Source organism: Citrobacter sp. RHBSTW-00859 (genome assembly GCF_013729795.1).
GTDB lineage: Bacteria > Pseudomonadota > Gammaproteobacteria > Enterobacterales > Enterobacteriaceae > Citrobacter > Citrobacter braakii.
This window is the reverse complement of record NZ_CP056284.1, coordinates 2,182,011-2,194,630: the sequence shown is the minus strand read 5'-3', so window position 1 is coordinate 2,194,630 and position 12,620 is coordinate 2,182,011. Positions and strand designations below refer to the sequence as shown.

Here is a 12,620-nt window from a genome sequence, read left to right as displayed (position 1 = left end):
ATTACTCAGTCGTTGGTATGGCAAGAAAACGAACAGCGCGAGCAATATCACGTGTCCGCGGTGCAGGCGGAAGGCTTGCCAGGAAAGTAGCCCCGTAAGGTCGCATCACCAGACGGTTGTCGCAAATCACCAGCACCCCGCGGTCGTCGGCGTCACGAATCAGACGCCCAACGCCCTGTTTCAGAGTGATCACCGCATCCGGCAACTGAACGTCTTCAAACGGATCGCCGCCGCGCAAACGGCAGTCCTCCATCCGTGCTTTTAACAGCGGATCGTCGGGCGAGGTGAACGGCAGTTTATCAATAATCACCAGCGACAACGTATCGCCACGCACGTCCACCCCTTCCCAGAAGCTGCTGGTGGCAACCAGTAACGCATTACCTGCGCTGACAAACTGCTGTAACAGTTGCCCTTTACTGGTTTCGCCCTGCAGCAGCACGGGAAGGGTCATGGTGGCGCGGAATTGTTCCGCCAGATCGCGCATCATCGCGTGCGAGGTACACAGCATAAAACAGCGTCCGTTGTTCGCTTCGATAATAGGACGCAGCATGGATGCCAGCTGACGCGCCGCTCCCGGTTGGTTGGTTTGCGGGAGATTACGCGGCACGCACAGCAGCGCCTGGCGGGTGTAATCAAATGGACTTGGCAGCAGCATCGACTCGGCATCTTCAATACCCAGCCGCGCGGTGAAATGATGAAGGTCATCGTTTACCGACAGCGTCGCGGAGGTAAAAATCCAGCAGCCCGGCTTCTGTTCCATCACTTCTTTGAATTTATCCGCCACCGTGAGCGGCGTCAGCGCAAGGGCGAAATGGCGCGAGGTGCATTCATACCAGTAGCTGAAACCTGGCTGGTTGATCTCTTTCAGGCGCTTCAGACGAGTACGGTAAAGCGTGGCACGTTCAAACGCGGCATCCAGCAAGGCGGAACGTCCGAGAGACAGTTTCGCCACGTCGTAACACAGCTCCAGCGTGTCATCGAGCAACAAAAACGCGCGCTGCACGCGCGGGTCGGCCAGCAGTTCCCGCAAGTTTCCTCGATAGCCCGGCTCGCCCAACTGCAGGCGGAAGTCCTGCGCGCTTTGCGCCAGTCGGTCGGCGCATTTTTGAAGCTGCTGAGTGTCTTTCAGCTCGGTGCGATAGGCAATGGTGATGTCTTTCGCCAGATCCAGCAGTTGGCGACTGGAGAGCGATTGACCAAAATACTGGCTGGCGATATCCGGTAACTGATGCGCTTCATCGAAGATCATCACTTCAGCTTCCGGGATCAGCTCGCCAAACCCACTCTCTTTCACCACCATATCAGCAAGAAACAGATGGTGGTTTACCACGACGACATCCGCATCCATCGCCTTCTTGCGCGCTTTAACGACAAAGCACTCTTTGTACAGCGGGCAGTCGCTCCCAAGGCAATTATCGTTTGTGCTCGTCACCAGCGGCCAGGCCTGAGAGTCTTCCGCCACGCTGACGCAGGTGCTGATGTCACCATCAAGGGTTTGATTTGACCATGAGCGTAGCAGAATGACGTCACTTAAAGTTTGTACCGGCAGGTCACCGCCCGCCAGCGCCTGTTGTTCGAGACGCTCAAGACACAGATAGTTTGAACGCCCTTTCAGTAGCGCCAGTTTACCCGTGAATTCCAGAGCCTTCGCTACTGTGGGTAAATCGCGGCTGTATAGCTGATCCTGCAACGCCTTCGAGCCCGTGGAGACGATCACTTTCTTTCCGGCACGCAGCGCGGGGGCAAGATAAGCGTAGGTTTTACCCGTTCCTGTTCCGGCTTCGACAACAAGCGGCTGTGATTTTTCGATAGCATGACTGACGGCGAAGGCCATCTGCCGCTGTGGTTCACGCGGTTTAAAACCGGGTATCGCTTTAGCCAACTGACCGTCTGCTGCAAAATCGTCCGTCACACTGCCCCCTGTTCATTTGAACAGGGATTATGTCAGGCCAGCGGCTCTTTCGCCAGTTGAAGAGGTGACGTGGACACAACATTATGGCAGTCTTGGCGCAACCCGAAGCCATTATGAAAAAACGTAAATGAGGAATGATTTATGACGATTGTGCGCATTGATGCCGAAGCGCGTTGGTCCGACGTGGTTATCCACAACAACACGTTGTATTACACCGGCGTACCGGAAAATCTGGATGCCGACGCCTTTGAGCAAACGGCAAATACGCTGGCGCAAATTGATGCGGTGCTGGAAAAACAGGGCAGCAGCAAGTCACGTATTCTTGATGCCACCCTGTTCCTGGCGGACAAAAATGATTTTGCCGCCATGAACAAAGCCTGGGACGCATGGGTTGTTGCTGGTCACGCGCCGGTACGTTGTACCGTTCAGGCCGGGTTAATGAACCCGAAATACAAAGTTGAAATTAAGATTATCGCTGCGGTATAAGCGGCGCTATTCGTCTTCATCTTCAAAACGCGCCACGATCCGCTCGCCGGTATGGCTGGCGCGTAATTCAGCAGCCACTTTCGTAATCGCCTCGCCACTGCTCATCCCCTGGGATATCAGTTCATGAATGCGTTCAACCGCCTGTTGCTGCTGATCGTGCGTGAGTGAAGGTAAACCTGCAATCATGGTGAACTCCTGCTAAATTATTAGCGCTAATTATTTCATGCTACCCGGCACATAGCCAGTGAAGTAGCAACGAGTCAGGACTGATGAAGACGTTATCTCCCGCTGTAATCACACTCCCCTGGCGTCTGGACGCCGCTGAGCACTATTTTGCCACATTAAGCCACCAGCCCTGGGCAATGCTTTTGCATTCAGGCCACGCCGACCATCCGCATAATCGCTTTGATATTCTGGTCGCCGACCCCATTACCACGCTGGTCACACATGCAGAAGAGACCGTTGTGCATGACCATCACGGCACTATGCAAACGGTTGATGATCCGATGACGGTTTTACGTTCGGCGCTGACATCGCTGTCTATTCAGCCCGATTATAATCCCGATTTTCCCTTCCAGGGAGGCGCATTGGGTCTGTTCGGTTATGACTTAGGCCGTCATTTTGAATCTCTGCCAACGGAAGCCGAACAGGATATCACGCTACCGGACATGGCGGTTGGCATTTACGATTGGGCGCTGATTGTCGATCATCAGTTGCAAAGGGTGTCGCTACTTAGCCACTCCGATGTACAGGCACGACGCCGTTGGCTGGAAAATCAACAGATACCCGTGCGCGAACCGTTTTCGTTAACATCCTCGTGGCAGTCAAACATGACCCGCGAGCAGTATGGTGAAAGGTTCCGTCAGGTGCAGCGTTATCTGCACAGCGGCGATTGCTATCAGGTCAATCTTGCCCAGCGTTTTCAGGCGCATTATCAAGGCGATGAGTGGTTGGCGTTTGTACGTCTCAACCATGAGAACCGCGCCCCGTTCAGTGCATTTTTACGTCTTGAGGAAGGGGCGATTCTCAGCCTTTCACCTGAGCGTTTTATTCTGCTGGAAAACCAGCACATCCAGACGCGTCCGATTAAAGGCACGCTGCCCAGACTTGAAGATGCCGATGCCGATCGTCTGCAGGCTCAATCACTGGCGAACTCCCCAAAGGATCAGGCGGAAAACCTGATGATCGTCGATTTAATGCGTAATGATATCGGCCGCGTTGCCGAACCCGGTTCGGTACAGGTTCCGGAACTGTTCGTTGTCGAACCGTTCCCTGCCGTTCATCATTTGGTCAGCACCATTACCGCGCGTCTGCCAGAGTCATTGCACGCCACTGACCTGCTGCGCGCCGCCTTCCCCGGCGGCTCTATTACCGGTGCGCCAAAAGTGCGGGCAATGGAAATTATTGACGAACTGGAACCGCAAAGACGCAACGCCTGGTGCGGTAGCATTGGCTATCTGAGCTTTTGCGGCAATATGGATACCAGCATCACCATTCGCACGCTGACAGCCACCAACGGACGCATTTATTGTTCCGCTGGCGGTGGCATTGTGGCGGACAGCCAGGAAGATGCGGAGTATCAGGAAACGTTTGATAAAGTGAATCGTATTTTGCACCAACTGGAGAACTGACACGTGGAATACAGCAGCCTGACGCTTGATGATTTTTTATCGCGCTTTCAACTCCTGCGCCCGCAGGTTAATCATACTGCGTTAAACCAGCGTCAGGCCGCCGTACTGATCCCCGTCGTGCGTCGTGCACAGCCGGGGTTGCTGTTAACTCAGCGATCCGTTCATCTGCGCAAGCACGCCGGACAGGTCGCCTTTCCCGGCGGCGCGGTGGATAGCAGCGATGCCTCGTTAATTGCCGCCGCCCTTCGCGAAGCGCAGGAAGAAGTGGCGATCCCACCATCCTGCGTGGAGGTGATTGGCGTTCTGCCGCCGGTCGACAGCGTGACCGGTTTCCAGGTCACGCCGGTGGTAGGCATTATCCCGCCAAATTTGCCGTATCGCGCAAGTGTTGATGAAGTTTCCGCCGTGTTTGAAATGCCGCTGGCACAAGCCCTGCATTTAGGTCGTTATCATCCGCTGGATATCTACCGTCGCGGCGATTCACATCGTGTATGGCTTTCCTGGTATGAGCAATACTTCGTCTGGGGAATGACCGCCGGAATAATTCGTGAGCTGGCGCTGCAAATTGGCGTCAAGCCCTGACTATACTTATCTTTACGCACACCATAGACAACTTGAAACTCAGGTCACAACATTAGTAAAACCGCGGTTATCTATTAGTTTAATTCATGTGAATAGTTAAGCCGATCGCCGCGTTCCCTCTTACACTATGCGCAGTTATAACATCGTTACTGGAAACCCCAGTCGCCCTGTAGGAGTATTATCGTGATTAGTCTATTCGACATGTTTAAGGTGGGGATTGGTCCCTCATCTTCCCATACCGTAGGGCCTATGAAGGCGGGTAAACAGTTCGTCGATGACCTGGTCGAAAAAGGATTACTGGACAGCGTTACTCGTGTCGCCGTCGACGTGTATGGTTCACTGTCGCTCACGGGTAAAGGTCACCATACCGATATCGCCATTATTATGGGTCTGGCGGGCAATGAGCCTGCTACCGTAGATATTGACAGCATCCCCGGATTTATCCGCGACGTAGAAACGCGTGGACGCCTGCTGCTTGCGCAGGGTCAGCACGAAGTGGATTTCCCGCAGAATGACGGAATGCGTTTTCACAACGGCAACCTGCCGCTGCATGAAAACGGAATGCAGATCCACGCGTACAGTGGCGAAACCGTCATTTACAGCAAAACCTACTACTCTATCGGCGGTGGATTCATCGTTGATGAAGAACATTTTGGTCAGGATGCCGCGGGCGAGGTCAGTGTGCCTTATCCGTTCAAATCCGCCACCGAAATGCTGGAATACTGCAACAGCACCGGCCTGTCTCTCTCTGGCATGGCGATGCAGAACGAACTTGCTCTGCACAGTAAAAAAGAGATTGAAGAGTACTTTGGTAACGTCTGGCAAACCATGCAGGCTTGTATCGATCGTGGTATGAACACCGAAGGCGTGCTGCCGGGTCCGCTGCGCGTTCCTCGTCGTGCTTCAGCCCTGCGTCGTATGCTGGTTTCCAGCGATAAGCTGTCTAACGATCCGATGAACGTGATCGACTGGGTGAACATGTTCGCGCTGGCCGTTAACGAAGAAAACGCCGCGGGTGGTCGCGTAGTCACTGCGCCAACCAACGGTGCCTGCGGTATCGTGCCTGCAGTGCTGGCCTATTACGATCATTTCATCGAGTCCGTCAGCCCGGATATCTATACCCGTTATTTCCTGGCGGCCGGCGCGATTGGCGCGTTGTACAAAATGAATGCGTCTATCTCCGGTGCAGAAGTGGGTTGTCAGGGTGAAGTGGGCGTAGCCTGTTCCATGGCTGCCGCGGGTCTGGCTGAACTGTTAGGCGCAAGCCCTGAGCAGGTGTGTGTTGCTGCTGAAATCGGCATGGAACATAACCTCGGCTTAACCTGCGATCCGGTGGCGGGACAGGTACAGGTTCCGTGCATCGAACGTAATGCCATTGCGTCAGTGAAGGCGATCAACGCTGCGCGTATGGCAATGCGCCGTACCAGCGCTCCGCGCGTCTCGCTGGATAAAGTCATTGAGACCATGTACGAAACAGGTAAAGACATGAACGCCAAATACCGTGAAACGTCACGCGGTGGTCTGGCAATCAAAGTTCAATGTGACTAATACTTATTTTTCGCCCATCTGCGACGGATGGGCGAATTTGCCCCCTATCCCTCGTCTGGCGTAATTTTCCCCACTACACTTGCTCTGTTGCTGTTGGCTACTGTGACCAACGGCTTATCGGGCGGCCCGCATGCAAACAGCGCAAAGGATCATCAAGAACTATCGCCGGAATCGCTTAATCGTCTGCACACTATGTGCACTACTGACGCTCATTCTCACATTAACTGTCCGATTTATTTCGGAGCGTAATTTAAATCATCGCAATACCGTTACCTTTGCCAACCACGCCGTTGAAGAGTTGGATGACGTGCTTTTGCCCCTACAGACCGGACGCGATGTACTGCTACCGCTGATTGGGCTTCCCTGCTCAGTCGCGCGTTTACCTCTGAGTAAGCATGCAGCCAGACTGCAAACGGTACGTTCTATCAGCCTGATTCAGAGCGGGGTCCTTTATTGTTCCAGCATTTTTGGCTATCGCAATGTGCCTATTCGCCAACTGGAGCCTGAATTACCCAGTCGGGAGCCGCAATTGCTGCTGTCTACCGACCATTCGTTGATTAAGGGCAGTCCGATTCTGACGCAATGGTATCCAGCATCTGCCGATGGTTCAGATGGCGTGCTGGAAATCGTGAATATTGATTTATTATCGTCCATGTTGCTTGAACCCCAGCCACCGCAAATTACCCATGCCAGCTTAACCGTCGGTAATCGCCATTTGCTATATGGACAGGGTGTTGTCGATACGCTACCTGAACTGGATAATGAAAAACGCTACCAGCTCTCATCGCAACATTTCCCCTTTACTATCAGTGTCACCGGTCCGGGTGCCAGCGAATTGGCTATAAAACATCTACCAACACAACTGCCGCTGGCGGTGATCCTAAGTTTTTTAGTGGGCTACCTGGCATGGCTGGCGACCGCCAGCAGAATGAGCTTCTCCTGGGAGATAAATCTGGCCCTTGCTGCACGGGAATTCGAGCTGTTTTGCCAGCCGCTACTTAATGCGCAAACCCAGCAATGTATGGGAGTGGAAATCCTTTTACGCTGGAATAACCCGCGCCAGGGTTGGATCTCTCCCGAAGTGTTTATTCCCATCGCAGAGGAGCACAACCTGATTGTGCCGCTTACCCGTCATGTCATCGCAGAAACCATTCAGCAACGGCACGTATTCCCGATGAGCAGCCAGTTTCATATTGGGATTAATGTTGCCGCCAGCCATTTTCGTAACGGTACGCTGCTAAAAGATCTCAACCAGTACTGGTTCAGCCAGCACCCTATTCAGCAGTTGGTTATCGAACTCACCGAGCGCGATGCGTTACTGGATGTGGATTATCGGGTCGTGCGCGAGTTAAATAGGCTTGGCGTAAAGCTGGCAATTGACGATTTCGGCACCGGCAACAGCTCGCTCTCCTGGCTGGAAAAGCTTCGCCCGGATGTGCTGAAGATTGATAAATCATTTACCTCGGCAATCGGGACAGACGCCGTGAACTCAACCGTCACAGACATCATTATCGCTCTGGGGAAAAAACTGAATATCGAACTGGTGGCGGAGGGCGTTGAAACACAGGCGCAGGCACAGCATTTGCGTCGACACGGCGTACATTTATTGCAAGGCTTTTTGTATGCAAAGCCGATGCCGCTGCACGATTTTCCTAAATGGCTGGCGGGCAGCACGCCGCCGCCCGCCCGGCATAACGGGCGACACAGTATGCACGTTATGCCGTTTCGCTAACCCCGCTTACTCGTCTTCGTCGTGAGCGGGTTGTTCTTTAACAATGCGAACTAAATCCACACGATAGTCATTGGCTTCGACAATGGTAATGCTCAACGGTGCAACATCGATAACATCACCTACGCGTGGAATATGGCCGTTAGCGGCAATGACTAAACCTGCCACCGTGGCGATGTCTTCATCTTCATTCACTAACGTATCCACGTCCAGCGCCTGTTGCAACGCATGCAGATCGGTACCACCTTTCACCAACCAACCGCCTGCATCAGCAATAATTTCAGGCGTTTCATCGGCATCCGGGAATTCACCGGCAATAGCTTCTAATACGTCCAACGGCGTGACCAGACCCTGGACTACACCAAACTCGTTAGTGACGATAACAAAGCTGCCGCGGGCGCGTCGCAGAACACCTAACAGATTGATAGGATCCAGCGTTTCCGGGACAATAATAGCCGGAGACGCGGAGGCAATGGCCGCCACATCCACACCGTCTTCCAGCGCGACCAGCAGCTCTTTAGCACGCACAATACCGATGATTTCATCCAGTTCGCCACGACACACCGGGAACAGGCTGTGTGGTGACGAGAGCAATTGCTCGCGAATTTCCTCCACGCTCAGGTCTGCATCAACCCAGCTAATTTCGCCACGAGGCGTCATAATGCCGCGTAATGAACGCGACGCCAGAGACAGGACGCCGTTGATCATATAACGTTCTTCTTCCACAAATGCGCCTTCCGGGACGGGAACCGGCACCGGGTTGTCGGATTCCATCTGCGCGCTGGCCTGACTTTTACCCCCCATCAGACGTAGGATTGCATCGGCAGTGCGCGCACGCAGCGGCAGCGTCGACTGGTGGCGAATAAAGTTCCGACGGGCAATCTGGTTAAACAACTCAATGATGATTGAGAAGCCAATCGCCGCATACAGATAGCCTTTCGGAATATGGAAGCCAAACCCTTCGGCAACCAGGCTCAGACCGATCATTAACAGGAAGCTCAGACACAGCACCACCACCGTCGGATGTTGGTTCACAAATCGTGTCAGCGGCTTAGAAGCCAGCAGCATCACGGCCATAGCAATCACGACCGCCGCCATCATCACCGGCAGATGGTTGACCATACCGACCGCCGTAATAACGGCATCCAGCGAGAACACCGCGTCGAGGATGACAATCTGCGTCACAACAACCCAAAAACTCGCATACCCTTTTGCCTGGCCGGTATCATGTTCACGGTTTTCCAGCCGCTCATGCAGCTCTGTCGTGGCCTTGAACAAGAGGAAAATCCCCCCCAGCAGCATGATCAGATCGCGCCCCGAGAACGAGTAGTCCATTACCGTAAATAGCGGCTTAGTTAGCGTCACCATCCACGAAATCACGGACAACAAGCCCAGGCGCATAACCAGTGCCAGTGACAAACCGATTAAACGCGCTTTATCTCGCTGTTTTGGTGGCAGCTTATCAGCCAGGATCGCAATGAAGACCAGGTTATCAATACCCAGAACAATTTCGAGAACGACAAGCGTGAGCAAACCCACCCAAATCTGCGGGTCCATTAATAATTCCATGACAAGCTCCTGCTTAAGGAATGACCAAACTGCGCGCTGAGGATCTCAGGCGTTGAAGCGATATGCAGAGAAAATTTGTGGCAAAAAGTGCCAATCTGACAGGCTTGATACGGCCTGATAGTGAAATGACGTCGGTGACGATCCATATGGTGAGCTACTGCCCTATACTCCTGAGTAATTAAACCGATGCTAAACATAACAGAGACAACCGTTTTTTAGCAAAGATTTACCTTCCTTTGCAATAAGTTGTTTCGGAGATATTTTACCCTTCGAAATTTCTTTTTATCGGAAGTTAAATTACGGATCTTCATCACATAAAATATTTTTTTCGATATCTAAAATAATTCACGAAAATCATAGGTTTTTCTTTGTAACCCTTATCTGAATCGATTCGATTGCGGACGACGATTCAAATACATCTTCACGTTGATGTGTTAACGATAATAAAGGAGGTAGCAAGTGACCATTGCTATTGTAATAGGCACACATGGTTGGGCTGCAGAGCAGTTACTTAAGACAGCAGAAATGCTGTTAGGCGAGCAGGAAAACGTCGGCTGGATCGATTTCGTTCCAGGCGAAAATGCCGAAACGCTGATTGAAAAGTACAACGCTCAGTTGGCAAAACTCGATACCAGTAAAGGCGTGCTGTTTCTCGTTGACACATGGGGAGGCAGCCCGTTTAACGCTGCGAGCCGCATTGTCGTCGATAAAGAGCATTACGAAGTCATCGCCGGTGTGAACATTCCCATGCTGGTTGAAACCTTCATGGCGCGTGATGACAACCCCAGCTTCGATGAATTAGTAGCACTGGCCGTTGAAACCGGTAGCGAAGGCGTGAAAGCGCTGAAAGCAAAACCGGTGGAGAAAGCCGCTCCAGCCCCAGTCGCGGCGCCAAAAGCAGCAGCTCCCGCTAAACCGATGGGGCCGAACGATTATATGCAGATCGGCCTGGCGCGTATTGATGACCGCTTAATCCATGGTCAGGTAGCAACTCGCTGGACCAAAGAAACCAACGTAACACGCATTATCGTCGTCAGTGATGAAGTTGCCGCCGATACCGTGCGTAAAACGCTGCTGACCCAGGTTGCACCTCCGGGTGTGACGGCGCATGTGGTTGATGTCGCGAAAATGATCCGCGTCTACAACAACCCGAAATATGCAGGTGAGCGTGTGATGCTGTTGTTTACCAACCCGACCGACGTAGAACGTATCGTTGAAGGTGGTGTGAAAATTACCTCTGTAAACATTGGCGGTATGGCTTTCCGTCAGGGTAAAACGCAGGTAAACAACGCAATTTCTGTCGATGAAAAAGACATCGAAGCCTTCAAGAAACTCAACGAACGCGGTATTGAGCTCGAGGCTCGTAAGGTTTCTACCGATCAGAAACTGAAAATGATGGATTTGATTGCCAAGGTGAAATAACGCCCTGGCATTTACTTAGTTTTCACACTTAAGTCTGTATAGCAATAGGAGAAGTACAATGGAGATTACCACTCTTCAGATTGTGCTGGTGTTCATCGTCGCATGTATCGCGGGTATGGAGTCGGTACTCGATGAATTTCAGTTCCACCGTCCGTTGGTGGCCTGTACGCTGATTGGTGCCGTTCTCGGTGATATGAAAACCGGTATCATCATCGGTGGTACCCTGGAAATGATCGCCCTGGGCTGGATGAACATCGGTGCTGCGGTTGCACCTGATGCCGCATTGGCCTCAATTATCTCTACCGTTCTGGTTATCGCGGGTCACCAAAGCATTGGTGCAGGTATCGCGCTGGCTATCCCACTGGCAGCAGCAGGCCAGGTACTGACCATCATCGTTCGTACTATCACCGTAGCATTCCAGCACGCAGCGGATAAGGCGGCAGAAAACGGTAACCTAACGGCGATCTCCTGGCTGCACGTATCCTCCCTGTTCCTGCAGGCTATGCGTATCGCTATCCCGGCGGTAATCGTGGCGATTTCTGTTGGTACCAGTGAAGTTCAGAGCATGCTTAATGCCATTCCGGAAGTTGTGACCGGCGGTCTGAACATCGCAGGGGGTATGATCGTAGTGGTTGGTTATGCGATGGTCATCAACATGATGCGCGCAGGCTACCTGATGCCATTCTTCTACCTCGGCTTCGTCACCGCGGCATTTACTAACTTCAACCTGGTTGCTCTGGGTGTGATTGGCGCAGTAATGGCTATCCTCTACATTCAGCTGAGCCCGAAATATAACCGCGTAGCCGGCGCACCTGCTGCTGCGGCTGGCAATAACGATCTCGATAACGAACTGGACTAGCAGGTGAGCGAAATGGTTGATATGACTAAAACTACCACCGAGAAAAAACTCACTCCGAGTGACATTCGTGGCGTGTTCCTTCGTTCTAACCTGTTTCAGGGTTCCTGGAACTTCGAACGTATGCAGGCGCTGGGTTTCTGTTTCTCCATGGTGCCGGCTATCCGCCGCTTGTACCCGGAAAACAACGACGCTCGTAAGCAGGCTATTAAGCGTCACCTGGAATTCTTTAATACCCATCCGTACGTAGCAGCCCCCGTATTGGGCGTTACGCTGGCGATGGAAGAGCAGCGTGCAAACGGCGCAGAGATTGACGATGGTGCCATCAACGGTATCAAAGTTGGTCTGATGGGACCGCTTGCAGGCGTGGGCGACCCGATCTTCTGGGGTACCGTACGTCCGGTATTCGCCGCACTTGGCGCAGGTATCGCGATGAGCGGCAGTCTGCTTGGACCACTGCTGTTCTTCATCCTGTTTAACCTGGTTCGTCTGGCAACCCGTTACTACGGTGTGGCATACGGCTACCGTAAAGGTATCGATATCGTTAAAGATATGGGCGGTGGCTTCCTGCAGAAACTGACTGAGGGGGCGTCAATCCTCGGCCTGTTTGTCATGGGAGCATTGGTTAACAAGTGGACGCACGTAAACATCCCGCTGGTGGTTTCCACCATCACCGGTCAGGATGGTCAGACTCGCGTCACCACTGTGCAGACTATCCTTGACCAGCTGATGCCGGGTCTGGTTCCTCTGCTGTTGACTTTCGCCTGTATGTGGCTGCTGCGTAAAAAAGTGAACCCGCTGTGGATCATCGTTGGCTTCTTCGTCATCGGTATCGCGGGCTACGCTGTCGGACTGCTCGGCCTGTAAGACTGTTGTACACCGCCG

Annotated in this window: 12 protein-coding genes; 8 read left to right on the top strand and 4 right to left on the bottom strand. The window is 52.8% G+C overall.

Annotation, left to right across the window (positions count from 1 at the left end):
• Position 1: 1 nt before the first annotated feature.
• A complete protein-coding gene (locus tag HV302_RS10980) occupies positions 2-1,912 on the bottom strand; it encodes an ATP-dependent DNA helicase (protein ID WP_181627331.1) in 1,911 nt (636 codons plus the stop codon).
• 141 nt (positions 1,913-2,053) lie between these two features.
• On the opposite strand from HV302_RS10980, the gene HV302_RS10975 reads away from it, so the two are divergent.
• A complete protein-coding gene (locus tag HV302_RS10975) occupies positions 2,054-2,398 on the top strand; it encodes a RidA family protein (protein ID WP_016153387.1) in 345 nt (114 codons plus the stop codon).
• A gap of 6 nt (positions 2,399-2,404) precedes the next feature.
• Here HV302_RS10975 and HV302_RS10970 read toward each other — a convergent pair whose 3' ends face one another.
• Positions 2,405-2,584: a YoaH family protein gene (locus HV302_RS10970; protein WP_016153388.1), complete on the bottom strand. Its 180-nt coding sequence runs from the start codon at positions 2,582-2,584 to the stop codon at positions 2,405-2,407.
• 83 nt (positions 2,585-2,667) lie between these two features.
• On the opposite strand from HV302_RS10970, the gene pabB reads away from it, so the two are divergent.
• The 4 genes from pabB to HV302_RS10950 all read left to right on the top strand — a co-directional run bounded on the left by pabB (position 2,668) and on the right by HV302_RS10950 (position 7,891).
• On the top strand, positions 2,668-4,029 hold the full coding sequence (gene pabB / locus HV302_RS10965; RefSeq protein WP_181627330.1) for an aminodeoxychorismate synthase component 1: 1,362 nt from the start codon (positions 2,668-2,670) through the stop codon (positions 4,027-4,029).
• A gap of 3 nt (positions 4,030-4,032) precedes the next feature.
• Positions 4,033-4,611, top strand: coding sequence for a CoA pyrophosphatase (locus HV302_RS10960; protein ID WP_016153390.1), 579 nt, complete (start codon positions 4,033-4,035; stop codon positions 4,609-4,611).
• 183 nt (positions 4,612-4,794) lie between these two features.
• Positions 4,795-6,159 (top strand): L-serine ammonia-lyase, encoded by a 1,365-nt coding sequence (sdaA, locus tag HV302_RS10955; protein WP_016153391.1) that lies wholly within the window; start codon positions 4,795-4,797, stop codon positions 6,157-6,159.
• Positions 6,160-6,289: 130 nt separating this feature from the next.
• Entirely contained in the window at positions 6,290-7,891 is a 1,602-nt protein-coding gene (locus tag HV302_RS10950) for an EAL domain-containing protein (RefSeq protein WP_181627329.1), read from the top strand.
• A gap of 6 nt (positions 7,892-7,897) precedes the next feature.
• Here the strand turns inward: HV302_RS10950 and yoaE are convergent, their stop codons facing one another.
• Both yoaE and HV302_RS28575 read right to left on the bottom strand, forming a co-directional pair.
• Positions 7,898-9,457 carry a CNNM family cation transport protein YoaE gene (gene yoaE, locus HV302_RS10945; RefSeq protein WP_016153393.1) on the bottom strand — a complete coding sequence of 520 codons (1,560 nt, stop codon included), beginning with the start codon at positions 9,455-9,457 and terminating at the stop codon, positions 7,898-7,900.
• Positions 9,445-9,603, bottom strand: a complete 159-nt coding sequence (locus tag HV302_RS28575; RefSeq protein WP_371745393.1) for a protein YoaL — start codon at positions 9,601-9,603, stop codon at positions 9,445-9,447. Before HV302_RS28575 ends, yoaE begins: the two co-directional genes overlap by 13 nt.
• A gap of 313 nt (positions 9,604-9,916) precedes the next feature.
• On the opposite strand from HV302_RS28575, the gene manX reads away from it, so the two are divergent.
• From manX to HV302_RS10930, 3 genes are read left to right on the top strand one after another with little or no spacing between them, the layout of a single operon-like run.
• Positions 9,917-10,879 (top strand): PTS mannose transporter subunit IIAB, encoded by a 963-nt coding sequence (gene manX, locus HV302_RS10940; protein ID WP_016153394.1) that lies wholly within the window; start codon positions 9,917-9,919, stop codon positions 10,877-10,879.
• A 58-nt stretch (positions 10,880-10,937) separates the two neighbouring features.
• On the top strand, positions 10,938-11,738 hold the full coding sequence (gene manY / locus HV302_RS10935; protein WP_016153395.1) for a PTS mannose transporter subunit IIC: 801 nt from the start codon (positions 10,938-10,940) through the stop codon (positions 11,736-11,738).
• A gap of 12 nt (positions 11,739-11,750) precedes the next feature.
• On the top strand, positions 11,751-12,602 hold the full coding sequence (locus HV302_RS10930; protein WP_016153396.1) for a PTS mannose transporter subunit IID: 852 nt from the start codon (positions 11,751-11,753) through the stop codon (positions 12,600-12,602).
• The last annotated feature ends 18 nt before the right edge of the window (positions 12,603-12,620 follow it).

Excerpts from the sequence above, each read along its gene's own strand:
- HV302_RS10930 (WP_016153396.1), top strand. The coding sequence starts at position 11,751 with ATGGTTGATATGACTAAAACTACCACCGAGAAAAAACTCACTCCGAGT.
- yoaE (WP_016153393.1), bottom strand. The coding sequence starts at position 9,457 with ATGGAATTATTAATGGACCCGCAGATTTGGGTGGGTTTGCTCACGCTT.
- HV302_RS10950 (WP_181627329.1), top strand. The coding sequence starts at position 6,290 with ATGCAAACAGCGCAAAGGATCATCAAGAACTATCGCCGGAATCGCTTA.
- HV302_RS10975 (WP_016153387.1), top strand. The coding sequence starts at position 2,054 with ATGACGATTGTGCGCATTGATGCCGAAGCGCGTTGGTCCGACGTGGTT.
- HV302_RS28575 (WP_371745393.1), bottom strand. The coding sequence starts at position 9,603 with ATGGATCGTCACCGACGTCATTTCACTATCAGGCCGTATCAAGCCTGT.
- pabB (WP_181627330.1), top strand. The coding sequence starts at position 2,668 with ATGAAGACGTTATCTCCCGCTGTAATCACACTCCCCTGGCGTCTGGAC.
- manY (WP_016153395.1), top strand. The coding sequence starts at position 10,938 with ATGGAGATTACCACTCTTCAGATTGTGCTGGTGTTCATCGTCGCATGT.
- HV302_RS10970 (WP_016153388.1), bottom strand. The coding sequence starts at position 2,584 with ATGATTGCAGGTTTACCTTCACTCACGCACGATCAGCAGCAACAGGCG.